This is a genomic window from Luteitalea sp. TBR-22 (genome assembly GCF_016865485.1).
Taxonomy (GTDB): domain Bacteria; phylum Acidobacteriota; class Vicinamibacteria; order Vicinamibacterales; family Vicinamibacteraceae; genus Luteitalea.
Window position 1 is genome coordinate 3878845 of record NZ_AP024452.1, and the last position, 25358, is coordinate 3904202.

Sequence of the window (25358 nt, forward strand, 5' to 3'; positions counted from 1 at the left end):
CATGAAACGAGTCATCGTCATCGGGATCGCGCTGCTTGCCGTCGCGTGCGGCCAGCAACAGGCACCGTCGCCGGCTGCGGAGCAGGCGGCCGCCCCGAAGGCCGAACAGCTCGGAGGTCAGCCGACCGGCGCCGGGACCACGCTCAATGCCGACGCCGGCGAGATCGAGCCCGCCGACCCGGCGAAGTTCCACAAGGAGCCCGGCTACTCCCCCTATGCGGGCCGCCGCTACCCGGAGCGCGCCTACTTCGGCGACGAGCACGTCCACACGGCCTGGTCGGTGGATGCCGGGGGCTTCGGCACGACGCTCGGGCCCGAGGAGGCCACTCGCTTCGCGCGCGGTGAGGAAGTGACCGCGACGAGCGGGCAGCCCGTCAAGCTCGGCACGCCCCTCGACTGGGTGGCGATTACCGACCACTCCGACGGGATGGGCGTGATCACCGAGATCAAGGCGGGCAACCCGGAGTTGATGAAGGACCCGACGCTCAAGAAGTGGCACGACATGTTCGCGGCGGGGCCGGCCCAGGCAAGGGCGGCCGTCATGGAGCTCATCCAGGCACAGGCGACCAAGAAGCTGCCGGGCGCGATGACCGATCCCAGGTTCGCGATGTCGCTCTGGACCAGGAACAACGTGATCGCGGAGAAGTACAACGAGCCCGGACGCTTCACCACCCTGATCGGCTACGAGTGGACGTCCAATGCCGGGGGCGGCGACAACCTGCACCGCAACGTCATCTACCGCGACGGCAAGGCCCGGGCCGACATGGTGGTGCCCTACACCACGTTCCAGAGCGAGAACCCGGAAGACCTCTGGAAGTGGATGACCGCGTGGGAACAGAAGACGGGCGGCAAGCTGCTCGCCATCCCGCACAACGGCAACCTCTCGAACGGTCGCATGTTCGCGCTGTCCACCTTCGCGGGCAACCCGATGTCGAAGGAGTACGCCATGGAGCGGCAGAGGTGGGAGCCGCTGTTCGAAGTCATCCAGATGAAGGGCCAGAGCGAGGCACATCCCTCGATTGCCACCACTGACGAGTTCGTCCAGAACTACGAGTTGTGGGATCGCGGCAACCTGACGATGACGCCGAAGAAGCCGGGCGACATGAAGTACGAGTACGTGCGCGACGCGCTGAAGAACGGCCTGAAGTTCCAGCGGGATCTGGGCGCCAATCCGTTCAAGTACGGAAGCGCCGCCGGCACCGACACCCACAACGCGCTGGTCGCCGCCGAAGAGGACAACTTCTTTGCCAAGTTCCCTGCCTCGGAACCGCGCGCCGACCGCTGGAGCGAGAACGCCGTGAAGATGGGAGACCGGGTCGTCAAGGGCTGGGAGATGACGGCGGCCGGCTACACGGCCGTCTGGGCCACGGGCAACACGCGCGAGGAGTTGTTCGACGCGATGATGCGGCGCGAGACCTACGGCACGAGCGGGCCGCGGATGACCGTGCGCTTCTTCGGCGGCTACGACTTCACGAAGGCCGACGTCTCGCGGACGCCCGCGGCCGTCGGATACGACAAGGGCGTGCCGATGGGCGCCGACCTTCCAGCGGCTCCGGCCGGCAAGGCCCCGACGTTCCTGGTGGCCGCGCTCAAGGATCCGAAGAGTGGCAACCTCGATCGCATCCAGGTCATCAAGGGATGGCTCGACAAGTCTGGGACGCCGCAGGAGAAGATCTACGACGTGGTCTGGGGCGACGCCGACCGGCGCAAGGTCGTCAACGGCAAGCTGACGCCCGTCGGCAACACCGTGGACGTCGCGCGCGCCACGTGGACGAACACGATCGGCGACCCCGAGCTGATCACCGTGTGGACCGACCCCGACTTCGATCCGGCCTCGCCCGCGTTCTACTACGTTCGGGTGCTCGAGATCCCGACGCCGCGGTGGACCGCGTACGACGCGGCCTACTTCAAGATCAAGATGGACCCCAACGTCCCGATGATCACGCAGGAGCGCGCCATCACGTCTCCGATCTGGTACACCCCGCGATGATCCACCGCGCCTGGCTCGGGCGCCTGTGGCGGGAACCCCTCGCGCAGTTCCTGGCCATCGGCGCCCTGCTCTTTCTCGTCTTCTCGTGGCGCGGCGGGCCCTCCGGCTCGTCGCGCATCGTGATCACCCCCGGGCAGCTCGACACGATGGCCGCGACGTTCGAACGGACGTGGCAGCGGCCACCCAGCGAGCGCGAACTGAAGGGGCTGGTGGACGACTACGTCCGCGAGGAGATTGCGACGCGGGAAGCGATGGCGATGGGGCTGGATCGCGACGACATCGCGATCCGGCGCCGTCTCCGCCTGAAGTACGAGTTCGTGGCCGCGGAGGCGAGCGACTCGGCGCCGCCGTCCGACGCCGAGCTCGAGGCGTGGCTCCGGACCCACGCCGACGCGTTCCGGGTGGACGCCGAGATCAGTTTCCGCCAGGTGTTCATCAACGCCGACCGCCGCGGCCCGACGGCCGACAAGGACGCACGGGCGATCCTGGCGCAGTTGGCCGCGGCGGGCCCTTCGGCGCCGCTCGACGGCATCGGCGACACCTTCATGCTGCCCCAGGAGATGGAACGGGCGTCGCGCACCGACATCGCGCGTCAGTACGGCAGCGGCTTTGCACAGGACCTCGTGAAGGTCGAGCCCGGGCGATGGGCAGGTCCCCTGCAGTCCGGCCTCGGGATGCACGTGGTCCTGGTCCGCGAACGCCGGGAGGGGCGGCTGCCCGCTCTCGCCGAGGTGCGCGCGCAGGTGGAGCGCGAGTTCCTGGCCGACCGGCGCCGTCGCGAACTGGACGCGTTGTACGAACAGCTGTTGTCCCGCTACACGGTGACGATGGACCCGCTGCAGCCGGCAAGCGCGGCCGCGGCGACGCCCGATGCGGCGCAGGCCCCGGCGCGGGGGAGCGGCAGGTGATGATGCACCGGCGCGTTGTCGTTGGCCTCCTGTCGATCCTCGCCCTCCTGCTGGTGGCCGGCGCGACCGTGCGGGCGCACGAACTGCGTCCCGGCTTCCTCGAACTGCGGGAAACGGCGCCCGGCGTGTACAGGCTTCTCTGGAAGAGTCCGGCTGGGGGCGAGTCGCCAATCCACGTGGTGCCGATCCTGCCGAGGGACTGCCGCCTCATCACAGGCGGCCAGCAGCAGCTGACGCCCGGCGCGCCGGTGGTGCGGGGGACGCTCGAATGCCCGGGCAGCATCCAGGGCCGGACGATCGAGATCGACGGTCTCGCCTCGACGACGGTCGACGTGCTCGTCCGCGTACACCACGCTGGCGGCCGGCTGGAAAGCCACGTGCTCAAGCCGATCGATCCCCAGGTCACGCTGGGTGCGGCGACCACGGGTTGGCAGCGGGCGCTCGGCTACCTGCGGCTCGGCATCGAGCACATCCTGCTCGGCGTCGACCACCTGCTGTTCGTGCTCGGCCTGCTGCTCATCGTCGGGGGCCGGTGGATGCTCTTCAAGACGATCTCGTCGTTCACGGTGGCCCACAGCATCACGCTCGCGATTGCGACGCTGGGGTATGCCAGCGCGCCGCTGTTGCCGCTCAACGCGGCGATCGCGCTGAGCATCCTGTTCCTCGGTCCGGAGATCGTGCGCAAGAGGCAGGGCGGGACGAGCCTGACCATCGCGCAGCCCTGGCTCGTCGCGTTCGCCTTCGGCCTGCTGCACGGGTTCGGCTTCGCCAGCGGCCTGACGACGATGGGGCTGCCACAGGCGGAGATCCCGATGGCCCTCCTGCTGTTCAACGTCGGAGTGGAGATCGGCCAGGTGGGGTTCGTCGGCCTGATCCTCGCGCTCGAGCGCTCGTTCCGCACGCTGGAGATCCGATGGCCGCGGTTTGCCGAGGCACTTCCCGCCTATGTCGTCGGCTCGCTCGGCGCCTACTGGACGATTCAACGGACCGTCGTCCTTCTCGGAGCGCTGCGATGAGTGCGCGAGATTGGCGGGGCAGCCTCCCCCGTGATGTCCTCATCGCGACGGTGTTCGTCCTCGCCGTCGCGAGTACGGCGATGGCGCACCCCCAGCAGGGCCAGGCGCAGGGCTTCCTGACCGGCGTGCGTCACCCGGTCGCCGGCCTCGATCACGTGCTCGCGATGATCTGTGTCGGGGTGTGGGGCGCGCAGCTCGGGCAACCGGCAATCTGGCTGCTGCCGGTGACGTTTCCGATGGTCATGGCGTTGGGCGGCTTCCTCGGCCTGGTCGGCATCCCGCTGCCGGGCGTGGAGGTGGCCGTGTCGCTGTCGGCCGTCCTCCTGGGCGTGATGGTGGCGCGCGCGGCAAGGCCCCCTCTGGCGGTCGCGGCCGTCCTCGTCGGCGTCTTCGCGATCTTCCACGGCCACGCGCACGGCACGGAGCTCCCGGCCGGCCAGAGCGGATTGGCGTACAGCATCGGCTTCGTGACGGCGACGGGCTGTCTCCACGGGGTCGGCATCGCCATCGGCGAGGTGAACCGTTGGCCGGCGGGTCGGGTGCTGCTCCGCGCGGCGGGCGTGGCGGTGGCGCTCGCGGGGGCGGCCCTCACGTGGAGCGCGCTGTGAAGGGCTCCACACCGGTCGCCCGGCGTCTCGCGGTGTGCGGTCTGGCCACGGTGTGCGGCGTGCTGGTCCCCGGCCGGGCGGAGGCCCACCTGGTCACCACCGGCCTCGGACCGGTCTATGACGGCATCTCCCATGTCCTGATGAGCCCCGACGACCTGGTGCCCATCCTGGCGATGTCGTTGCTGGCCGGGCTGAACGGCGTGCGCGCCAGCCGCATGACGCTGTTCTCGTTGACCCTCGCCTGGCTGGCAGCAGGTGCGGCAGGGTTCTTCTTCGGCCACACGGTGCTGCCCCTGGCAGTGACCAGCGCCTCCTTCCTGATCGTGGGCGGCTTGACGGCCGCGGATCGACGGCTGGCTCCAGCGGTCGTGACGGGCTTGGCCGTGGCGGTGGGCCTGCTCCACGGCTGGATGAACGGGGCCGCCATCGCCGAGACCGGCCGCTCGGCGCTCGGCCTGGTCGGCATCGCCGCCACGGTGTTCGTCTGCGTCTCGCTGGTGTCGGCGCTCGTGACCGTGCCGCGCGCGGCATGGTGGCGGATCGCCGTGCGGGTGGCCGGCAGCTGGGTTGCAGCCATCGGGCTGTTGATGATCGGATGGGCGGTGCGTGGGCGGTGACCGACGTCGCCAAGGCTTCTCACGAGTGGGGCTGGCGGCCACACGGCTCCGGCTCCAGACACGCGGCGCGTCGCGAATACGTGCGTAGCACGAACGAGGTGAATGACAGTGGAACGCAATCGACGTCCGGCACATGCCGCGACACTGCCCCGCGCGCTCGCTGCCACGGCGCTGCTCTTGATGCTGCCGTACGGCGTTGCCGCCCAGACTGGCGGGCAGGCTGCGGCGCCGCCCGCGACCGCGGCGCCGAGCGCCAGCGACCTGGCCAAGCAGACCCAGAACCCGATTGCCAGCCTGATCAGCGTCCCGATCCAGGGGAACTGGGACATGGGCGTCGGCGATCGCGGCGCGACGGGAACACTCGTGAACGTGCAGCCGGTGATGCCCTTCGCGATCAGCAAGAGCACGAACGTGATTCTCCGCGTGATCATGCCGTTGCTGTCGCAGCCCCTGGAATCGGGCGGTCCTCGCCTCAACGGCATGGGTGACGTCGTGCTCAGCACGTTCTTCTCCCCATCGGCGCCGAGCCGCGTGATCTGGGGCGTCGGCCCGGTCATGTTGCTGCCCACCGCCACCAATGGCGCGCTCGGCAGCGAGAAGTTCGGGATCGGCCCGACCGCCGTGGCGCTGGTGCAGCCCGGCAACTGGACGATCGGCATGCTGGCCAACCAGATCTGGTCGACCAGTGGCGCCGCCGATCGGAGTGACATCAACACGACGTACCTGCAGCCCTTCGTGAACTACAACCTGGGCAACGGCGTCGCGGTGGGGGTCAGCGCGGAGGCGACGGCCAACTGGAAAGCCGACGGCGACACGTGGAGCTCACCGCTGTTGTTCAGCCTGAGCAAGGTGACGTTGCTCGGCAAGCGGCCGGTGAATTTCAGCATGGCCGCCGGTCCCACGTTCGGTCCTGACGCCGGGCCGGACTGGCGATTCCGGTTCGCCGCGGTCCTGCTGTTCCCGCGGTGACACGCCAGCGGCGAGGCCAGCAAGCGCAGATCCCATCTTCCTGTCACGGGGAGGTGCAGCGATGTCGGTCAGCACGTACGTCAGAACGGCGCCGGCGATGAGAAGCGGCGCCTGCGCGCTGCTCGGCCTCCTGCTCTGCACGCCCTCGGCGCGGGCCCAGGATCTCGATCCGAGAGCCTATGCGAGGGCGCCCGTCGACGCGACGTTCCTCGTCACCGGCTTCTCCGTGTCGCACGGCGGTGTCGTGTCGGATGCATCGCTGCCCCTCACCGACATCGACGCGACGGTCGTGACGCCGTCGGTCGGCGTCGCTCGCTCGTTCGGCCTGTTCGGCCAGACCGCCCAGGCGTTCGTCGCCCTGCCCTACTCCTGGGCGCGAGTCTCGGGAAACCTGGCGGGAGAGGCGCGGCAGACCACGCGCAGCGGCCTCTCCGACATGCGCTTCAGGCTGTCGGTCCTGCTGCGTGGCGCCCCGGCCGCCTCGATGCAGCAGATCGCGACGGCGCCGCGACGAACGATCCTCGGGGCGAGCGTGACCGTCGTCGCGCCGACGGGCCAGTTCTTCCCCGAGAAGTTGATCAACCTCGGCACCAACCGCTGGACGGTCAAGCCGGAGTTCGCGGTGTCGCAGCCGTTGGGCAAGCGATGGCTGCTCGACACCTACGCCGCGCTCTGGATGTTCACGGCCAACGAGTCGTTCTATCCGGGCACGTCGGTGCGGACCCAGTCGCCCATCGCCGCATTCCAGGCGCACATCAGCTACAGCGTCCGTCCGTTGACGTGGGCGGCCTTCGACGCCACGTACTACGTGGGCGGCCGGACGACGATTCAGGGGGTCACCAACGATGATCGCCAGTCCAACTCGCGAATCGGCGCCACCCTGGCGCTGCCGGTCGGACGACGGCACTCGGTGAAACTGGCCGTGAGCCGTGGCGCGATCATCCGCTACGGGGCCGACTTCAGCACGATCTCGCTGGGGTGGCAGACGGCCTGGGCGCCGATGCCGAAACCGACCAGGTCGGCCACCGGCGTCTCGCACGGTGCCGGGAACGACACGCGATGGACCGTGAGATGAACGCGCTGACGCATGCCGCCCTGCGACGGACGCACGATGCCACTGCCCTGGGCAGGACACGGCGAGATGTCGCGCCCTGCGGAACCGTGTGGATGATGCCCTGAAGGTGTTGGAGGCGCCGCCCGGATTCGAACCGGGGATGGAGGTTTTGCAGACCTCTGCCTTACCACTTGGCTACGGCGCCAGCCTGAGGTGGGAGCGCTCGTTCAGGTGAGGCGGAGATTGGAGCGGGAAACGGGATTCGAACCCGCGACTTCGACCTTGGCAAGGTCGCACTCTACCACTGAGTTATTCCCGCTCATGCCGAGCGACTGCGACCACGAAGTGTAGCACATGGGGCAGCATCTGGCGCAACCCCCGGACCGCACTTTTTTGCGCCCCACCTCGACGCCTCCCGCCCCCGTCAGCGGGCCAGCTTCAGGCCGGCGACGCCGAGCAGGATGAGGCCCAGGCTCGCCAGGCGGAGCGGGGTCCGCGGCTCCCCCAGCAGCAGCATGCCCAGCAGGGCCGTCCCCGCCGCGCCGATGCCCGTCCACACCGCGTAGGCGGTCCCGATCGGCAGCGAACGCGCGGCCACGGCGAGACAGTACATGCTCGCGGCCAGCAGCGCGAGCGTCGCCAGCGACGGCCCCGGACGCGTCCAGCCATCGGTGTACTTCAGCCCGATCGCCCAGGCGATCTCGAACGACCCGGCGATGAGCAGCCAGCCCCAGGGAGTCATGCGGGGAGTATCACATCAACGGGAGTCGGGAGTCGGGAGTCGGGAGTCGGGAGTCGGGAGTCGGGAATCGGGAGTCGGGAGTCGGGAGTCGGGAATCGGGCACCGGTCGGCGGGCACCGGGCACCGGGGCTCGGGACACCGGGCGCCGGGCATCCACATCGCAGGGGCGGTGAACCTTCCGAAGGCCGTTCGAATGACGAAGGCCGCCAGGTGCCATCACCTGACGGCGTCGAAGGCGTTGCGGAAGACCTCCGCGCTCGGGTCGCCCTCGGGCGGCCAGTGCACGACGACGACGTCGAAGCGGCAGGGGACGGGGCCGAGGCGGGAGCGCGCGAGGAAGGCCTCGGCGACGCGCGTCAGCGTGCGCTGCTTGCGCCAGGTGATGGCCGCAGCTCCCCCACCGAACGTCTCGTCGCGCCGGGTCTTCACCTCGACGAACACCAGCGTGTCCTCGTCGCGGGCGATCAGGTCGATTTCGCCGAAGGGCGTGCGGAACCGCGAGGCCAGGATGGCGTAGCCGCGACGCCGCAGGGCCGCGCTCGCCACGGCCTCGCCGTCGACGCCGAGGGCCTGACGGGGATCAGGAGTGGAGGCCGGGCACGCCTGCGCGCGAAACATGCCCAGGATGAAGCAAGAGTTCTACCAGCGCGGACGCGCCGCGCCAGCACGCGGGCTGACGCGAGGCGTCCAAGGTGGTAGCACTTCCTGCGAAGTCCGCTGGCGCCAGGCGAGGCAGGAAGTGCCATGTCACCGATGACGGCCGGCCCGACTGCCCGCCCCCGACGGCCGAATGACGAAGGCCGCTCGGTGCCACCGCCCTACGCGTTCGGCGTCACCAGCTTCGGCGACACGATCCCTTCCATGTGCCGGAACATGCCGCGGAAGTACTTCAGCACGCGGACGCCGTCGGTGGTCGTCTCACCGAGCTCGGCAAAGCAGTAGCCCTCGAACTTCATCTCCTGCAGGTTGTTGATGAGCCGCTGCCAGGGGTAGTCCTCGACGTACAGGTCGCGCATGTGCACCTGGCCGATGCGCGACTTGAGCAGGGCGAAGTTCTTGTCGAAGCCGCCGTCCATCAGGTCGGTCGGGTTCGAGTTCCAGCAGATCCAGAACGCCGGGTGCCGGTCGGCGTAGGTGAGCATCTTCACGATGCGCGGGACGCGCTGCGTCTCGGCGCCATGCACCTCGAGTTGAATCCGGACACCGGCCTCCGACGCGGCCTGCGCGCACTCGCGGATCGACCGCCCGATCTGTTCGAGGGTCTTCTCCTCAGGCACGTCCTTCGGCAGGCCGTTGGGCCGCACCTTCACGCTCGGGCAGCCGAGGTCCTTGGCCAGCTGCACCCACTGCTTGGTTTCCTCGATGTTCTTGCGGACGACGGCCGGGTCGGGCGAGTGGTACTCGCACGTGGTGCCGAGGCCGGCGATCTTGATCCCCGATCCCTCGAACTGCTTGCGCACCTCGGCGCGCTGCGCGGCCGACAGCGTGATCTCCACGCCGTGTGCGTGCGTCGTGCGCAGCTCGACGCCGTCGAGCCCGGCGGCCGTGAAGTTCTTGATGATCGTCGGGACGTCCCAGTCCTTGGCGACGTTGTAGGTCACGGCGCCGAGCTTGAGTACGTGGCGTCCACCGCCGGGGGCCGCCTGCGCCTCGGCGCGAGCAGGAACGAGGGCCGCGGCCGCGGGGGCGACGAGGCCTGCGGCGAGGAAGGCACGGCGCGACGGGGCGCCGCCGGATCGGGTGTCGGTCATGCGGCGGATCCTACCGGATCGTGCAGTACACTGCGACCTCATCGCGATGTCACGCCGACTGCCCGTGCTGGTCACCTCCCTGCTGGTCGTCCTGGCCTGCGGTCACCTCCTCTCGCAACCGCGCGTGGCGCGCGTCGACTGGGCGGCCCACGGCGGATCGGCCGCGCACACGCAGCACTCGCCGGCCGACCTCATCACGCCGGCCAACGTGTCGCGTCTGAAGGTAGCCTGGACCTATCGCACCGGCGACGCCCGCCCGGACAACCGGTCGCAGATCCAGTGCAACCCCATCGTGATCGACGGCGTGCTCTACGCGACCTCGGCGCAGTTGAAGGTGTTCGCGCTCGATGCCGCGACCGGCGCGCAGAAGTGGCTGTTCGATCCGGTGGGCGCGGCCGGCGGCACCTCGAGCGGCCTCGGCGTGAGTCGCGGCGTCACCTACTGGGCCGAGGGGGACGACCGCCGGATCTTCTCCTCGGCCGGTCCGTACCTGTACGCGCTCGACGCCGCCACCGGCCAGCCGATCCCGACGTTCGGCCAGGACGGCCGCATCGACCTGCGGCAGGGGCTCGACGCCGACACGTCGGGGCTGTCCGTGCTGTCGAACAGCCCCGGCAGCATCTACAAGGACGTCATCATCGTCCCGACGCGACTCTCGGAGGGACCTGGCCCGGCCGCGCCGGGACACATCCGCGCCTTCGACGTGCGCACCGGGGCCCGCCGCTGGATCTTCCACACCATCCCCCGCCCCGGCACACCAGGCCACGAGACGTGGCCGGCCGACGCGTGGCAGCGCATCGGCGCGGCCAACAACTGGGCCGGGATGGCCGTGGACCAGGCACGCGGGCTCGTGTTCGTGCCCACCGGGTCGGCGGCGTTCGACTTCTGGGGCGGCAACCGCCTCGGCAACAACCTGTTCGCCAACTCGCTGCTGGCGCTGAGAGCCGACACCGGCGAGCGCGTGTGGCACTTCCAGTTCGTGCACCACGACCTGTGGGATCGCGACCTGCCGACCGCACCGGTGCTCGGCACGGTCACCAAGGACGGCCGGACGGTCGACGTGGTGATGCAGGCCACCAAGACCGGTGAGCTCTTCGTGTTCGAGCGCGAGAACGGGACGCCGCTCTGGCCGATCGAGGAGGTGCCGGTGCCGCCGAGCACGCTCAAGGGCGAGCAGGCCGCGCCGACGCAACCGCGCTCGACCTTGCCGCCGATCTCGCGGCAGGAGTTCTCCGAGGCGGCGATCACCACCCGCACGCCCGAGGCGCGGGCGTTCGTCGAGCGTCAGCTCGTCGGTGCAAGGCCGTACCACAAGTGGCAGCCGCCCAGCGAGGAAGGCACCATCATCTTCCCGGGCTTCGACGGCGGCGCCGAGTGGGGCGGGCAGGCGTTCGATCCGGCCACCGGCACCTTCTTCGTCAACGGCAACAACATGGCGTGGATCACCCACATGCTGCCGATCGACCGCTCGAAGGAGACCACGCACGTCGCGCGCGGGCGGCGGGCCTACCAGGTCAACTGCCTGCAGTGCCACGGGCCCGAACGCAAGGGCGACGCCACCCGCGCGATTCCTTCGATCGTCGACCTCGACAAGCGCCTGACGCGCGAACAGGTGGCCGACGTGGTCGCCTACGGACGCGGCCAGATGCCGATCTTCTCGTGGCTGCCCGAGGACGTCCGCAACGACATCGTGTCGTACCTGTTCAACGACACGCCGAAGCCCGGAGAGGCCACCCGCGACGAAGGGCTGCCGGAGATTCCGTACATCTTCAGCGGCTACACGCGCCTGCTCGACGACAAGGGCTTCCCCGGGATCACCCCGCCGTGGGGGACGCTGACCGCCATCGACGTCGGCAAGGGCACGATCAAGTGGCAGGTCACGCTCGGGGATCGCCCCGAGGCCCGCGGCCCCAAGGACCCGCCCACCGGCACGGAGAACTACGGCGGCCCGGCGATCACCGCAGGCGGCGTGCTGTTCATCGGCGCGACCAACGACGAGAAGTTCCGCGCCTTCGACATGACGACGGGCCGCAAGCTGTGGGAGGTGGCGCTCCCGGCCGGCGGCTACGCCACGCCGGCCACCTACGTGGTCAACGGCCGGCAGTACGTCGTGATCGCCGCCGGTGGCGGGAAGATGGGCACCAGGTCGGGCGACACCTACGTCGCGTATGCACTGCCCACCGCTGCGGCGACGCCGAGCCGCCCGCGGCCGCGTCCGAGACCGGCGCCCGCGCACTGACCGGGAGAGATCGCGATGAACGCCAACACCGTCCCGCGCCCCGCCACGTCCGTCGCCACGCCGACGCGCCTCCGCGCGCTCGACGTGTTCCGCGGCGTGACCATCTTCGCGATGATGCTGGTCAACAAGCAGGGCGCCCACGATGGCGGCTACGCGCCGCTGCAACACGTGCCCTGGCACGGCGCGACGCCCACCGACTGGATCTTCCCGTTCTTCCTGTTCATGGTCGGCGTGGCGCTGCCCTTCTCCATCGCGCGACGACGGCAACAGGGCGCGACCAACGCCGAGCTGATGAGGCATGCGGTGTCGCGGGCAGCCATCCTGTTCGTGCTGGGCATCTTCGACAAGAACTTCCCCTTCCTCACGCAGACGCTCGACACGTTCCGCATCCCGGGCGTGCTGCAGCGCATCGCGTTCTGCTACCTCGCGGGCACCGCGCTCGTGCTCTACACCTCGCGGCGCACGCAGGCGCTCGTGGCCTCGTCGCTGCTGGTCGGCTACTGGGGGCTGCTCGCCTTCGTGCCGGTACCCGGCCTGGGTGTGGTGCCGATGACGCGCGAGTTCGCGTCGCAGAACTGGGGCGCGTGGCTCGACCAACTGACGATGGGACGTCACCTCGGCTACGGTGGCCACACCTGGGACGCCAACGGCCTCCTCTCGTCGCTGCCCTCCATCGTCACGCTGCAGGCCGGGATCGTGGCCGCATGGGCGCTCGAGGGCGGCCTGACGAGGGCAGCCCTGTCGCGGCTCGTGTGGCTCGGCGTCGCCGGCGTGGCGGCCGGCTGGGTGTGGGGTGGGTTCCAGCCGCTGATCGGCCTGGCCATCCTGGGCGAGCCGTCGGTGCAGGGCGCATGGGTCTTCCCGATCAACAAGATGATCTGGACGAGCAGCTACGTGCTCTACACCGCGGGCCTGGCGTGGCTGTCGCTGGCCGCCTGCCTGTGGGTGCTCGACAGGCGTCCCACCCCGGAGGCGCCGGCCTGGGCGCGGCCGTTCGTCTACCTCGGTACCAATGCGATCACCGCCTACCTGGTGTCGGGCGTCGCCTCCAAGCTCCTGCACCTGTGGAAGGTCGCCGGCGCCGACGGCACCAGCATGTCGGCCTGGGACTGGGCGCAGCACCACGTGTTCGCCCCGCTCATCCCGAGCGTGCCGCTCGCGTCGCTCGTGCACTCGATCGCCTTCGCGCTGATCTGGGTGGCGATGTGCGCGTGGATGTACCGCCGGCGGATCTTCGTCAAGCTCTGAACCGTCCCTCGCCGTCCCCTGCTGGCGGTCGCGCGGCAATCCCCCGCCGATTCGCGCTCGTCCGACGCGCGCCATACGGGATTCACCTAGCGGCGCCCGCCGTCCCCCGATGGGCCTGCCGCGGCAGGCCGCCGATGATGGCCCGCGCACGGGAATTCTCCGTCGCACGCCGCGTGGGAGGGCCACCCGCGCGGCGCCTCGCAGGCCCGCACACAAGGATGGTCAGGGCATGACACTCACAGGACCGCGCATGAGCACGCCACTCGTAGCCTCTGTCCTCGCGCTCGGGCTCACCTGCGCCCCGCCGGCGCGGGCAGCCGTGATCTACGAGCACCTGCCAGAGGCCAACTCGAGGTTCATCTCGCATCACAATGCCTGGGGTCCGGTCCTGGCCGACGACTTCGACCCGGCGCGCTCCGGCAAGGTTCTCGAGGCCGAGTGGTGGGGATCGATGGCCACCTCGCCCCTCTGGGAGCTGACGCTGCACCGCGGACACCTGTCGGGCGGGCCCGGGAGCAGCGGCGAGCCCATCCCCGACCCGGCGTTCTTCGTGAAGACCTTCGTCAACGCCACCGGTGAGGATCCCGACGGCGACGGCGTCTACTACTACCGCACCAGCCTGCCCGGGACCTTTGCCGTCAACGCCGGGCCGCGTCCGTTCGGGTCGGAGTACTGGTTCAGCATCGCCAACGCCGACGACGAATGGACCTGGGCGATGGCAGGGGCCGGCCCGACGGTCGGCGACGAGCACTGGTACGCCGTACAGTCGACGGCCTCGCCGCTGCCGGTGTGCGAGGGAGGGCCGCACTGCGGTCCGTGGACGCCGCTGGCCGGCCATGACTTCGCCTACAGGCTGTCGGTGCCCGAGCCGTCGATGCTGACCCTGGGGGGCCTGAGCCTGATCCTCTCCGGCCTGAAGCTGCGGCGGCGCACGCGGCGCTGATCGGGATGCACCGGAGGCGACGGCGATCGCCTCCGGTGGTGTGACCGCGCCACGCCGTCAGCGGGCGACGAGTTCGAACTTGCGCGGGTAGCTGCGGTTGGAGTTCCACTGCGCGACGTAGAGCGCCCCGGCCTTGTCGACGTAGACGTCGTGCGGGTGGTTGAACGTCGCGTTGAAGGGCACCAGGGGCTTCAGCGTGCCGTTCTCGTACACCGGTGCCTCGCCGCCGACCGCCGACACGACCTTGTCGTCGCGATCCAGGATCAGGATCATCGCGTTGAGGCTGGCAATCGCGATGTGACCGTCGGCCATCGCCGCGATGTTGCTCGGCTGGGAGCCGGGCACGGGCACGGTGCGCAGCAGCTGCCCCCTGGGCGAGAACCACTTCAGCAGCGCATTGGCGCGATCGCACACCAGCAGCTCCGGCGTGCCGCGCCGGGTGTCGAGCCAGATGGCGTGCGGCTGCTTCAGGTTCTCGGGAGCCGTGCCCGCCCCACCGAACGTCTCGACGTACTTCCAGTCCGGGTCGAAGTGGTGGATGTAGTGCGAGCCGTACCCGTCGCTGATGTAGAAGTCGCCGTCGGGCATCACCGCCACATTGGTGGCGTGGTACTTGGTGAGGTCGGGATACTTCGCCGCGAGCGCATCCGGATTGAGGCGCTTCACCTCGCGCCCGTCGGGCGTCAACAGCGAGATCACCGACATCTGGTGATCGGTCACCCACAGCAGTTCGTCGCCGCGCCTGTCCACCTGGAACTCCAGGGCGTGGGCGGCCGGGAAGCGGTCCTCGCGCTTGGCGACGAAGGTGCCGTCCTTGCGGTAGGTGATGATGTTGTTCCGCTTGTCGTTGGTGAGCAGGACGATCTCGCCCGCGCGGTTCTCGGTGATCGCGTGGCAGTCCTCGACGGGGACCTTCGCGCGGTCGAGCCGCCCCCAGCCGACGACCTCCCGATAGCGGAAGCGCCCCTGCCCGAGGATCTCGGGCCCCGGGGCGGCAGCCGAAGCCGTGGCGGACGTGCCGAGGGCGGCGACGCCCGCCGTGATGGCGCCCGCGGCGCCCTTCATCATCGTGCGGCGGTTCATGCGCAGGACGGTTCTCCGGTTCGAGGAGCGGCCATTATGGATCACGTGGCCGCCGGCCGGACCGGGCCGCCCGGCGCGACTCGGCGAGGGGGGCGCATCCTGCGTCCGCGCGGGGCCGGTCCCGCCCCTCAAGAACGTCAGCGGCCTGACGATTCCATGCCAATGGAGTGTGTCCGCTGCAGCGTCGTGCCCCCGTCCCTCCCTGCCGCCCCGTCGAGCATCCTGGCCTTCACGGCCGTGCCGCACATCGGCAGCGCCATCCGCAAGCTCGCCCTCGATGCCGGCCTCACGGTCGATGTCCAGCCACATGGGCTGATCGCGCTCACCGTCCCGGATGACGCCTGGCGCCCGTTCCTCGCGGCGGTCGAGGCATCCACGTCGGTCACGGAACGACAGTCGGTGCGCTTCGCGGTCGCCGATCCGTCGGTCACCGATGCGATGGCCGTCGCGCAGCTCGTGTTCAGCGCCCGCACCGCCGAAGAGTGGTGCGCCGGCGCGACCTCGCAATGGGTGCGTGACGCCATCGTCGAGTCGCGGCTCTTCTCGCAGTACCAGCCCATCGTCGACGTCCGCACCGGTCAGCCCTACGGCTTCGAGTCGCTCCTGCGAGCCAGGCTCGAGGACGGCACGGTGGTGACCGCGCGCAGCATCATCGACGGCGCGCGTCGACTCGACCTCCTCTTCCAGCTCGATCAGCACGCCCGCCTGTGCGCGGTGCGCGGGGCGGTGAACGGCCTCGGCACGCGCCGTCTCTTCGTCAACTTCCTGCCCACCGTGATCTACAACCCGGAGCACTGCCTGGCGACGACCATGGCGGCGCTGAAGCAGAGCGGGTTGCGGCCCGATCAGGTCGTGTTCGAGGTCGTCGAGAGCGAGCAGATCGTCGACCGTGCCCACCTCGTGCGCATCCTCGACTACTACCGCGGTCACGGCTTCGGGGTGGCGCTCGACGATGTGGGCGCCGGCTACTCGTCGCTGAACCTCTTGTCGGAACTGAAGCCCGACCTGGTGAAGCTCGACATGGAGTTGGTGCAGGCCGCCCCCGGGGACGCCCTGCGCACCGGCATCCTCGAGGCGTTCGTGCAGTTCACGGAGCGGTTCGGGATCGGCCTCATCGCCGAGGGCGTCGAGGACGCCGAGACCGTCGAACGCCTGCGCGCGTGCGGGATCACGCTGATGCAGGGCTACCACTTCGGTCGGCCGGGGGAACTCGCCCCCCAGGCTCGCGACGCGGCCGCCTCGGCCGCCTGACGCACTCGCGGCGCCGCCGGCCAGGCCTCGCGGCCACGGGCGCCGGGTTCGGGGGCCTCAGCCGCCGGCGACGGCGCCGATCGACGCGTCGAGGATGTCGAGCGCCACCTGCGCCTGCGCGCGGGTCAGCACGAGGGGCGGCGACAGGCGCAAGGTGTTGCGGCCAGCGCCGAGGATCAGCAGCCCGCGGGCGAACGCCTCGTCGACGATCCGATCGCGCTCGGCCGTCGCGCGTGCCTTGGTCGCCCGGTCGGTGACCAGCTCGATGCCGATCATCAGCCCCTTGCCACGCACGTCGCCGATGAGCGCGTGCTTCTGCTGCAGGGCACGCAGGCCGTCGAGCAGGAACGCGCCGACGTCGGCCGCGTTGGCGATGAGCTGATCCTGCAGCAGCCGGATCGTCGCCAGCGCGGCGGCGCACGACACGGGGTTGCCACCGAACGTGCTCGCATGGGCCCCCGGCGTCCACTCCATCACGCCGGCCCTCGCGGTCGCAACGCCGAGCGGCAGTCCCGACGCGATCCCCTTGGCCATCGTGATGATGTCGGGCTGCACGCCGAAGTGCTCGATCGCGAACATCTTCCCGGTCCGGCCCATGCCGGCCTGCACTTCATCGACGATCAGCAGGATGCCGTGGCGCTCGGTGAGCGCCCGGAGCCGCTGGTGGAACTGCGGCGGCGGCACGATGTAGCCGCCCTCGCCCTGGATCGGCTCGACCACGAGTCCGGCCACTTCGTCGGGCGACACCAGGTGCACGAGCACCTTGTCCTCGAGGTACTCGAGGCACTCGGCCTGGCAGGTGTCGGGGGTCAGGCGCACCGGGCACCGGTAGCAGTCGGCGTAGGGCGCGTGGAACACGCCGGGAGCGGTGGTGGCGCCGAATCCCCTGCGCTGCACGCTCTTGCTCGCGGTCAGCGACAGCGCGCCCATGGTGCGGCCGTGGAACGAGCCGATGAACGCGATGAGGAACGGGCGCTTCGTGCGGTAGCGCGCCAGCTTGATGGCCGCCTCGTTGGCCTCCGCGCCCGAGTTGCCGAAGAACGACCGGCTCGGCCCCGGCATCGGCACGGCGTCGGCCAGGACCTCCGCCAGCCGCACCTGCGGCTCGTAGTAGAAGTCGGTGCCCGACATGTGGAGGTAGCGCTGCGACTGCTCCACGATCGCCGCCACGACCTCCGGGTGGGAGTGCCCCGTCGAGTTGACGGCGATGCCGGCCGCCAGGTCGAGGAACACGTTGCCGTCCACGTCCTCGACCATCGCGCCCTCGCCGCGCGCGATCACGAACGGATAGCCGCGCGTGTACGAGGGCGACACCACCTGGCTGTCGCGGGCGATGATCGCCTGCGCGTTGGGGCCTGGCAGGGGCGTCCTGAAGGTCGGGACCTGGGGCAGCGTGCTCATTTGCGTTTCCAGATGGTGCCGGTGGGACCGTCCTCGAGCACGACGCCGCGCCCGTCGAGCTCCGCGCGGATGCGGTCGGCTTCCGCGAAGTTGCGCATGCGCCGCGCCGCCACCCGCGCCGCGATGAGGGCGTCGAGTTCCTCCTGCGGGATCGGCGGGGCGGCGTCCTCGGCCCGCCGCAGGGCCAGCACGCCGAGCACGCGGTCACACGCCTCGAAGAACCCGAGCGTCGCCTCGGCCTGCCCCCGCGACAGCGTGCCGGCGTCGATGGCGGCGTTGGCCTCGCGCAGCAACTCGAACACCGCGCCGAGCGCGCCAGGGACATTGACGTCCGACAGCAGCTTGTCGCGGAAATCGGCGTGCGCCGCCTCGAGCCGGGCCTCCCAGCCCTCGGTGCCGGCGCCGCCAGCGACGCGCCCGAGCCGGCCGACGCAGTCCATCAGTCGCTTGACGGCCTCTTCGGCCTGCTGCAGCGTCGCCCACGAGAACCGCAGCTGCTTGCGGTAGTGCACCGAGATGAGCAGGTAGCGCAAGGCCGACGCGCGGTAGCCCTGGTCGAGGATGTCGCGGACCGTGAAGACGTTGCCCAGCGACTTGGACATCTTCTCGCCGTCGTCCATCAACAGGTGCTCGACGTGGTACCAGAACCGCGAGAACGGCTGCCCGGTGGCCCCCTCGGCCTGCGCGATCTCGTTCTCGTGATGCGGGAAGATCAGGTCGACGCCGCCGCAGTGGATGTCGATCGGCGCCGGACCGAGCAGCCGCAGCGCCATCGCCGAGCACTCGATGTGCCACCCCGGGCGTCCGGGCCCGACGCCGCAGTCCCACGTCGGCTCGTCGGGGCGGGTCGCCTTCCACAGGACGAAGTCGCGCGCGTCTTCCTTCTCGTACTTGTCGCTGTCGACCCGTGCGCCGGCGAGGATGCCGGCATGGTCGAGGCGCGCCAGTTGCCCGTACTGCGGCAGCGTCGCGATCTTGAAGTAGATCGAGCCCTCGCTCCGGTAGGTGTGCCCACGCTGCTCGAGGGCCGCAATCATCTCGGCCATCGCCTGCAGGTTCTCCGGGTCGGTGGCCCGCGGGGTGTCCTCGGGCGATTCCAGCCCGAGCGCGGCGGCGTCCTCGCGGAAGGCGTCGATGAAGCGCGTCGTGTACTCGCGCAGCGGCACGCCCGCCTTCTGCGACTCGATGATGGTCTTGTCGTCGACGTCGGTGAAGTTGGTGACGTGGTGCACCTGGTAGCCGGCGACGTGCCGCAGCGTGCGCCGGAGCAGGTCCACCGCCACGAAGGACCGGAAGTTGCCGATGTGCCCGCGCGCGTAGACGGTCAGCCCGCACGAGTACATGCGGACGGTGCCGTCACGCTGCGGGGCGAAGTCTTCTTCCTGGCGGGACAGCGTGTTGTAGAGGCGCATGGAGCACTCGAGGCCCGGACCCGTCGATGGCCCGGCGAACCGGGATCGCGCCGCGCGGCGCACGGCACACACGTCCCGGACTGGATTCTGGCGATGACACCGCGCGCCCGGCTCGCCGGCCCGCCCGGTGGCGACAGGTCAGGCGCAGCGACAGGAGATCCGACAGCGCACCTCGCTGCCGGCCACGTCGCATGCCACGTCGACGCCGTCCGTCGCCGTGAGCGCCGGCGCGACGGGCGTCCCGGTCGCCGTCCAGCGCAGGTCGCCCAGCAGCCGATCGCCGTCCCGATCGAAGGTCATCGCCACGTCGCCGGCCAGGTCGGCCCGGTGCGCGGTGACCCAGGCGACCACCTGCTGCACGGCCGCCGTGAAGGGCTGCGCACGCTCGGGCGCGCCGGCAATCGCCCCCACGCGGCCCACCAGCGCCTGCAGCGCCTCGGCCAACCGGCCATCGGGGGCGTACGTCACGGCCAGCGGCAAGGCAGCGGCGCCGTCCTCGTGGGGTTCTGTCATACGTGAGCGATTCTATAGCGAAAAGCGCTCGAAGACGGACCGGGCGGCCGCGACGTCGTCGCCGATCTGTCGCACCAGCGCCTCCACCCCGGGGAAGGCCTGCTCCCCCCTCAGGCGTTGCACGAACGCGAGCCGCACGCGGGCGCCATACAGGTCCGGGTTGACGTCGAGCAGGTGCGTCTCGACGCTGACCTGCCCCTGCGCCTCGAAGGTCGGGCGGACGCCGATGTTGGTCACCGCGGCGTGGATCCGGTCGTCGACGGTGAGGGTCGTCGCGTACACGCCGTGCGGCGGCAGCAGTTCGTTCTCGGTCGCGAGGTTGGCCGTCGGGAACCCGATCTGCCGCCCCCGCGCCGCGCCGGGCACGACGGTGCCGTCGATGAAGTAGTGATGCCCGAGCAGCGCCCCGGCCTCGTCGACCTTGCCCTCGGTGATCAGGCGGCGGACGCGCGTGCTGCTGACCACGAAGTCCTTGTAGCGGACCGGATCGATCTTCTCGGCACGGAAGCCGTAGAGCTGCCCCAGGTCACGCAGCAGCGAGAAGTTGCCGGTGCGATCGCGGCCGAAGAGGAAATTGCCGCCGACCCAGACCTCCGACACCCCGAGCCAGTCCACCAGCACACGGCGGACGAAGGTGTCCGGGTCCAGCCGCGACAGCTCGTGGTCGAAGCGCACCAGCGCCACCCCCTCGATGCCGGCCCGCGCCAGGGCCTCGATGCGCTGCGGCGTGGTCATCAGCAGCGGCGGGGCCTTGTCGGGCCGGAGCACCCGCGGCGGGTGCGGGTCGAAGGTCATCACCAGCGGGGTGCCGTGCCGCTCGCGCGCCTGCCGGGTGACCCGATCGAGAATCTTCTGGTGACCACGGTGGAGGCCGTCGAAATTGCCGAGCGCGACGACCGGATACGGCCACCGCCCCGGACGAGGCGCGTCCTCGGGGAACCGGATGACCTCCACGCGGAGGCGCGTGCCGTGTCGTACGTCCGTCATGCTGACGCCGCGGGAAGGGTCACGGGCAGGGTCACCGACAGGCCATCATACGCCAGCGCCATGCCCGCGGGCAGGCGCGCGTTGGTCGCCGCATGGCCGAGGTCGTGGCACATGTGCGTGAACAGCGTCTGCCGGGCGCCGATGCGCCGCGCCGCCTCGATCGCCTCCGGCAGCGAGAAGTGCGTCGGGTGCGCCCGCTCCCGCAGCGCGCCGATCACCAGCACCTCGAGCCCCTCGAGCAGGGCCCACGAGGTGTCGGGCACGTGGCTGCAATCGGTGAGGTAGGCGAAACCGCCGACGCGGTACCCGAGGATCGTCCGGCGGCCGTGGAGAATCGGCACCGGCACCCATTCGGTGCCGCCGACCATGAAGGGCGCCGACACGACTTCCGGCACCAACCGCGGCACGCCACCGCCGAGCTCGGACGGGGAACTGAACGCGTACGCGAAGATCCGCCTCAATTCGGCGATGGTGTGCGCGTCGCCGTGCACGGTCATCATGCCGCCGCCCCGCAGCGCGATGAAGCGGCGCAGCTCGTCGAGGCCGAAGATGTGATCGGCGTGACTGTGCGTGTAGACGACCGCGTCCACGCGGGTCAGGTCCCACGCCAGCGCCTGGCTGCGCAGGTCCGGTGTCGTGTCCACCAGCACCCGCGTCCCGTCGTCCTGCGTCACGACGATGGAGGCGCGGAACCGCTTGTCGGCCGGGTCGGGCGATCGGCAGACCTCGCAGCCGCACCCGATCATCGGGATGCCCTGCGACGTCCCCGTCCCGAGAAAGGTGACCTGCACGTTACGGCGTGACGATGCGGGAGGGCCCCTTCTTGGTGGCCTCCACGTACTTCATGCGGAGCTCGTAGAGCGCGCCCTCGAGCAGCCGACGCTCGTCGTCTGTCAGGTTGCCGCGCGTCTTCTCCTCGAGCATGGTCAGGACGTCGATGGCGTGGCCGGCCGACGTGAGGTTCACGGCCTTCATCCCGGTCATCGGGTCGGGCTGGTCGCCGAGGTAGACCGACGCCGCCAGCACCAGCCCCGAGATGTAGCTCACGAACGTCAGGGACGGGTCCGTCGGCTGGGTCATTTCCGGATGCTAGCATACGGCCCTTGACGCCTTCGCCTCCTCCCGGAGCCGGCGCGGCCTTCGCGCGGCTCGTCGAAATCATGGCCCGCCTGCGCGGGCCCGACGGCTGCCCGTGGGACCGCGAACAGACGCTGCGCAGCCTCGCGCGCTACGTGCTCGAGGAGGCCGCCGAGGTGGTCGACGCCATCGAGCGGGAGGACGCCGACGGCCTGCGCGAGGAGGTCGGCGACCTGCTGTTCGAGGGCGTGTTCCTGGCGCAGGTCAGCCAGGACACCGGCGGCTTCGACGTCGAGGCGGCGCTCGAGACGGTGTGCGCCAAGTTGATCCGCCGGCACCCGCACGTGTTTCCTTCGACTCGTCCTGCGGAGTCGCCAGCGACTCCGCAGGACCCGCTCAGGACGAGCGCCTCACTCACGCCCGGGCAGGTGGTCACCCAGTGGGACGACATCAAGGCGCAGGAGAAGGCCGAGCGCGGGCATGCGCCGGCACACCTGCTCGACGGCATCCCCCTGGCCGAACCGGCCCTCGCACGGGCGCGGACCATCTGCAGCCGCGTGGCGAAGGTCGGCTTCGACTGGCCGAACGCCGAGGCGGTCCTCGACAAGCTCGATGAGGAGACGCGCGAGGTCCGCGCCGCGATGGCCTCGGGCGATCGCGACGCCGTGGAGGACGAGATCGGCGACATGCTGTTCGTGATCGCCAACCTCGCCCGCAAGCTCGACGTCGACGCCGAGACTGCCCTGCGCCGCGCCAACCTCAAGTTCAGCCGCCGCTTCCGGGAGGTGGAGACACGCCTCGCGGAGGCGGGCCTGTCGCTCGCACAGGCGACGCTGGACCAGATGGAGGCCGAATGGCAGGCCACCAAGCGTGCCGAGGCGGCCCGGGGCCCAGGCTCCCCTCCCCCTTCGCCATCGTCCTGACCAGCAGCACGCGGCCGTTGGTGGCCAGTTGGATGGCGCCGGCCTCGTCGGTGCGCAGCAGCGGGATGCCGGCTTCGCCCAGACGACGCAGGACCGAGCGCGCCGGGTGGCCGAACCGGTTGCCACGGCCAGCCGAGGCAATCGCGAGCGATGGCCGAAGCGATGCAAGCAAAGCCGCTCCGGTCGAGGACGCGCTGCCGTGGTGGCCCAGCCGGAGCACCGTGATGGGCGCGCGGGCCACCGATTCTCGCCAGCGGTCCTCCGCCGCCAGCCCGGCATCGCCCGGCAGCAGCACGCCGACGTCGCCGTAGCGCACCCACAGCACCACCGAGTCGTCGTTGCGGACGCGCCGCCGCTCCCAGTCCGGACGCTCCGGGTGCAGGACCCGCACGTGCACGGGGCCGTCGCCGATCACCTCTCCGGCCGCCAGCGCGCGCTCCCGGGCGCCGACCCTTGATGCCGACGCCGACACCGCCGCGACCCGTGCGTCGCCTGTGACCGGCACCCCGACCCACGACTCGCGCGGCCGGAACACCTCCATGACGGCAGGCATCCCGGCGGCGTGGTCGGGATGCGCGTGCGTGACGATCACGCGGTCGATCCGCCGATGTCCGAGAGCCCACAGGGCGGGGACCGTGACGCGCTCGCCGATGTCGAACGACTCGCTCACGCTGCCGCCCGCATCGACCAGCCACGTGCGGCCCGACGGAAACCGGATGGCCGTGGCCTCGCCCTGACCGACGTCGAGCGCGGTGATCACCAGCCACGGCTCCTGCGGCCACGCCGCCCGCTGCCAGCCTGCCGCCGATGCCCACGTCCACGGTCGCGGCGCGCTCCGCTCCGGCCCGCCCGACACCATCACGGCCACCGTGAGGGCGAGCGTGGCCGTACACGCGATCGCGGCCGCGGTCCTCGCTCGTGATCGGGCGCGCGAAAGAACAACCGGGGTCTGCTGCGGCAACCGCCGCCCCCGCAGTGCGAGGCACACCCCGGCGACGGCCGCGTAGTGGGCGACGATCACGAGGACGTGCGGCGGCGGGACACGCCGGACGAGCCACGGCGCGAAGAGCAGCACGTCGCCGCTTCGCAGCAACAGCCGCACGCCCATCGTCGCGACGCTGCCGGCCAGGTCAGCGGCCGACGCGCTCACCCATGACGCGGGCAGCACGGCCAGGCCCGCCACCTGCACCCCAGCCATCGCGGGAATGGCCACGAGGTTGGCCAGCAGGCCTGCTCCCGTGACAATCCCGAACCACCGCGCCGAGACCGGCAGCAGGACGAGTTCGACCGCACACGTCGCCGCGATCATCGTCACCATCGCGACCATGAGCCGGGAGGCAGCCGCGCCCACCTTGCCAGGCTGGCCGCCCGTGGCAGCGGCCAGGGCCGGCCAGCAGGACGCGAAGCCGACCAGCGCCAGCGCGGCACCGAACGACAGCAGCGCGCCAGCGTCGTGCCACGCCAGCGGCGACAGCGCGAGATGGACCGCGGCCGCGACGGCGAGCGCCTGGCTGGCGCTGGTGCGCACGTCCCACCAGCGGGCCGCCAGGACCACCACGGCCACCAGCACCGCCCGCACCACGGAGGCACCGCCATCCACGACGCTGGCGAAGGCGAACAGTCCTGCCGCCAGCCACGTCGACGCCGCCCGTGCCCCGGCGCCGGCGACCCGTGGCACCCACACCAGGAGCCCCAGCCAGATGCCGACGTTGCCACCCGAGATCGCCACCACGTGGTACACGCCGGCGTGCTGCAGGCGCCGCACCTGTTCGGGCGGCAGCGCGCGCCGATCCCCGATCAGGATGGCGGTGACCACCGCCGACGCCTCCGCGTCGCCAACGTGGCGCGCCACCTGCGTACGGACGTGCCGCCGCACCAGCGCCGCCCACTCCTCCCACCACGGCCCGGACTGCATGGACACGAGGGCCGCGCTGCGGATCGTGCCGAACAGGCGCAGGCCCTGCCGCGCCAGGTCGCGCTCCGCGTCGGGCCGCCCGAAGTTGCGATACGGGAGCGGACGACGCAACGACGCGACCGGCGCCTCGAGGAGGCGCCCCCGCGTCCACGCCGCGAGGTGACCGTGCGCCGCCTCGCCGGCGACGGTGACCCGCACGCCGATCGAGGCCGGCCTCCACGCCCCGTCCCACTGCACGCCGCGCACCTCCAGATCGAAGGCCACGCCACCCGCGGGTGTGAGCCACGCGTCGCGACGGAGCACGCCGCGCACCCGCACGGGATCGCCCCCGCCGGTCCGCGCCTCCATCTCGCGCACGTCGGGCCCCGAAGGCGTCCAGGCACTCACGTCGGCGTGCCCGGCCCGCGCCGCGCCCAGCAGCATCGCGCCGATCACCGCCACGCCGAGCGCCAGCGAGCGCGGGCCTCGCCACCCGGCTCGACACGCCAGCAGCACGAGCCACGCGCCGGCCAGCGCAAGGCGCACGGCCCCCTCGGTGGTGCTGACTGCGAGAGGGCCGAGCACGGTTCCGGCGACAAAGGCGACGACGAGGCAGATGCCGGCAGGCACGCCCCGTCAGGGCGCAAGGCCCGTGCCGCGGCGGAGACGCCCCGACCCGGCGCATTCCTGTGGGCGCCTGCGGGTGCGTCGCAGGAACTGCCACGGCGAGGG

22 protein-coding genes, 2 tRNA genes and 1 pseudogene are annotated in these 25358 nt (G+C 70.8%); 12 read left to right on the forward strand and 13 right to left on the reverse strand.

The window, feature by feature from the left end; genetic code table 11:
- The first annotated feature begins 1 nt into the window (after position 1).
- The 7 genes from TBR22_RS16265 (at position 2) to TBR22_RS16295 (ending at position 7183) form a co-directional block, all read left to right on the forward strand.
- Positions 2–1990 (forward strand): DUF3604 domain-containing protein, encoded by a 1989-nt coding sequence (locus TBR22_RS16265; protein ID WP_239488902.1) that lies wholly within the window; start codon positions 2–4, stop codon positions 1988–1990.
- Positions 1987–2898 (forward strand): peptidyl-prolyl cis-trans isomerase, encoded by a 912-nt coding sequence (locus tag TBR22_RS16270; protein WP_239488903.1) that lies wholly within the window; start codon positions 1987–1989, stop codon positions 2896–2898. Before TBR22_RS16265 ends, TBR22_RS16270 begins: the two co-directional genes overlap by 4 nt.
- Positions 2898–3914 carry a HupE/UreJ family protein gene (locus tag TBR22_RS16275; RefSeq protein ID WP_239488904.1) on the forward strand — a complete coding sequence of 339 codons (1017 nt, stop codon included), beginning with the start codon at positions 2898–2900 and terminating at the stop codon, positions 3912–3914. Before TBR22_RS16270 ends, TBR22_RS16275 begins: the two co-directional genes overlap by 1 nt.
- The gene (locus TBR22_RS16280) at positions 3911–4522 is read left to right on the forward strand and encodes a HupE/UreJ family protein (protein ID WP_239488905.1); all 612 of its coding nucleotides are present in this window, start codon (positions 3911–3913) and stop codon (positions 4520–4522) included. The genes TBR22_RS16275 and TBR22_RS16280 overlap by 4 nt, the downstream gene beginning before the upstream one ends.
- Complete coding sequence (locus tag TBR22_RS16285; RefSeq protein ID WP_239488906.1) at positions 4519–5139, forward strand: HupE/UreJ family protein; 621 nt, start codon at positions 4519–4521, stop codon at positions 5137–5139. Before TBR22_RS16280 ends, TBR22_RS16285 begins: the two co-directional genes overlap by 4 nt.
- Positions 5140–5241: 102 nt before the next feature.
- Complete coding sequence (locus tag TBR22_RS16290) at positions 5242–6108, forward strand: hypothetical protein (RefSeq protein WP_239488907.1); 867 nt, start codon at positions 5242–5244, stop codon at positions 6106–6108.
- Positions 6109–6169: 61 nt separating this feature from the next.
- Complete coding sequence (locus TBR22_RS16295; RefSeq protein ID WP_239488908.1) at positions 6170–7183, forward strand: transporter; 1014 nt, start codon at positions 6170–6172, stop codon at positions 7181–7183.
- A 110-nt stretch (positions 7184–7293) separates the two neighbouring features.
- Here the strand turns inward: TBR22_RS16295 and TBR22_RS16300 are convergent.
- The 5 genes from TBR22_RS16300 to TBR22_RS16320 all read right to left on the reverse strand — a co-directional run bounded on the left by TBR22_RS16300 (position 7294) and on the right by TBR22_RS16320 (position 9655).
- Positions 7294–7367: transfer RNA gene (locus TBR22_RS16300), tRNA-Cys, on the reverse strand.
- Between the two features lie 39 nt (positions 7368–7406).
- Positions 7407–7481 (reverse strand) — tRNA-Gly (locus TBR22_RS16305).
- Between the two features lie 105 nt (positions 7482–7586).
- On the reverse strand, positions 7587–7904 hold the full coding sequence (locus TBR22_RS16310) for a multidrug efflux SMR transporter (RefSeq protein ID WP_239488909.1): 318 nt from the start codon (positions 7902–7904) through the stop codon (positions 7587–7589).
- Between the two features lie 216 nt (positions 7905–8120).
- A complete protein-coding gene (locus TBR22_RS16315; RefSeq protein WP_239488910.1) occupies positions 8121–8522 on the reverse strand; it encodes a YraN family protein in 402 nt (133 codons plus the stop codon).
- A 200-nt stretch (positions 8523–8722) separates the two neighbouring features.
- On the reverse strand, positions 8723–9655 hold the full coding sequence (locus TBR22_RS16320) for a sugar phosphate isomerase/epimerase (RefSeq protein ID WP_239488911.1): 933 nt from the start codon (positions 9653–9655) through the stop codon (positions 8723–8725).
- 46 nt (positions 9656–9701) lie between these two features.
- Here TBR22_RS16320 and TBR22_RS16325 point away from each other — a divergent pair, with 46 nt between their 5' ends.
- The 3 genes from TBR22_RS16325 (at position 9702) to TBR22_RS16335 (ending at position 14085) form a co-directional block, all read left to right on the forward strand.
- Positions 9702–11894 (forward strand): PQQ-binding-like beta-propeller repeat protein, encoded by a 2193-nt coding sequence (locus TBR22_RS16325; protein ID WP_239488912.1) that lies wholly within the window; start codon positions 9702–9704, stop codon positions 11892–11894.
- A gap of 15 nt (positions 11895–11909) precedes the next feature.
- Entirely contained in the window at positions 11910–13142 is a 1233-nt protein-coding gene (locus tag TBR22_RS16330; RefSeq protein ID WP_239488913.1) for an acyltransferase family protein, read from the forward strand.
- Between the two features lie 250 nt (positions 13143–13392).
- Entirely contained in the window at positions 13393–14085 is a 693-nt protein-coding gene (locus tag TBR22_RS16335) for a hypothetical protein (protein ID WP_239488914.1), read from the forward strand.
- A gap of 57 nt (positions 14086–14142) precedes the next feature.
- On the opposite strand, the gene TBR22_RS16340 is transcribed toward TBR22_RS16335, so the two are convergent.
- Positions 14143–15168 carry a hypothetical protein gene (locus TBR22_RS16340; protein ID WP_239488915.1) on the reverse strand — a complete coding sequence of 342 codons (1026 nt, stop codon included), beginning with the start codon at positions 15166–15168 and terminating at the stop codon, positions 14143–14145.
- Positions 15169–15354: 186 nt separating this feature from the next.
- Here TBR22_RS16340 and TBR22_RS16345 point away from each other — a divergent pair, with 186 nt between their 5' ends.
- The gene (locus TBR22_RS16345; protein WP_239488916.1) at positions 15355–16419 is read left to right on the forward strand and encodes an EAL domain-containing protein; all 1065 of its coding nucleotides are present in this window, start codon (positions 15355–15357) and stop codon (positions 16417–16419) included.
- 57 nt (positions 16420–16476) lie between these two features.
- Here TBR22_RS16345 and TBR22_RS16350 read toward each other — a convergent pair whose 3' ends face one another.
- The 6 genes from TBR22_RS16350 to TBR22_RS16375 all read right to left on the reverse strand — a co-directional run bounded on the left by TBR22_RS16350 (position 16477) and on the right by TBR22_RS16375 (position 21812).
- Entirely contained in the window at positions 16477–17820 is a 1344-nt protein-coding gene (locus tag TBR22_RS16350) for an acetyl ornithine aminotransferase family protein (protein ID WP_239488917.1), read from the reverse strand.
- Complete coding sequence (gene cysS / locus TBR22_RS16355) at positions 17817–19232, reverse strand: cysteine--tRNA ligase (protein WP_239488918.1); 1416 nt, start codon at positions 19230–19232, stop codon at positions 17817–17819. The genes TBR22_RS16350 and cysS overlap by 4 nt, the downstream gene beginning before the upstream one ends.
- Before the next feature lie 138 nt (positions 19233–19370).
- Positions 19371–19745: a hypothetical protein gene (locus TBR22_RS16360; RefSeq protein WP_239488919.1), complete on the reverse strand. Its 375-nt coding sequence runs from the start codon at positions 19743–19745 to the stop codon at positions 19371–19373.
- A 12-nt stretch (positions 19746–19757) separates the two neighbouring features.
- Positions 19758–20732 carry a bifunctional riboflavin kinase/FAD synthetase gene (locus tag TBR22_RS16365; protein ID WP_239488920.1) on the reverse strand — a complete coding sequence of 325 codons (975 nt, stop codon included), beginning with the start codon at positions 20730–20732 and terminating at the stop codon, positions 19758–19760.
- A complete protein-coding gene (locus tag TBR22_RS16370) occupies positions 20729–21523 on the reverse strand; it encodes an MBL fold metallo-hydrolase (RefSeq protein ID WP_239488921.1) in 795 nt (264 codons plus the stop codon). Before TBR22_RS16370 ends, TBR22_RS16365 begins: the two co-directional genes overlap by 4 nt.
- 1 nt (position 21524) lies before the next feature.
- On the reverse strand, positions 21525–21812 hold the full coding sequence (locus TBR22_RS16375; protein ID WP_239488922.1) for a DUF1844 domain-containing protein: 288 nt from the start codon (positions 21810–21812) through the stop codon (positions 21525–21527).
- A gap of 23 nt (positions 21813–21835) precedes the next feature.
- Here TBR22_RS16375 and mazG point away from each other — a divergent pair, with 23 nt between their 5' ends.
- Positions 21836–22732 carry a nucleoside triphosphate pyrophosphohydrolase gene (gene mazG, locus TBR22_RS16380; protein WP_239488923.1) on the forward strand — a complete coding sequence of 299 codons (897 nt, stop codon included), beginning with the start codon at positions 21836–21838 and terminating at the stop codon, positions 22730–22732.
- 196 nt (positions 22733–22928) lie between these two features.
- Here mazG and TBR22_RS16385 read toward each other — a convergent pair.
- Positions 22929–25256, reverse strand: a pseudogene (locus TBR22_RS16385) (ComEC/Rec2 family competence protein); the annotation flags it as partial.
- Between the last annotated feature and the right edge of the window lie 102 nt (positions 25257–25358).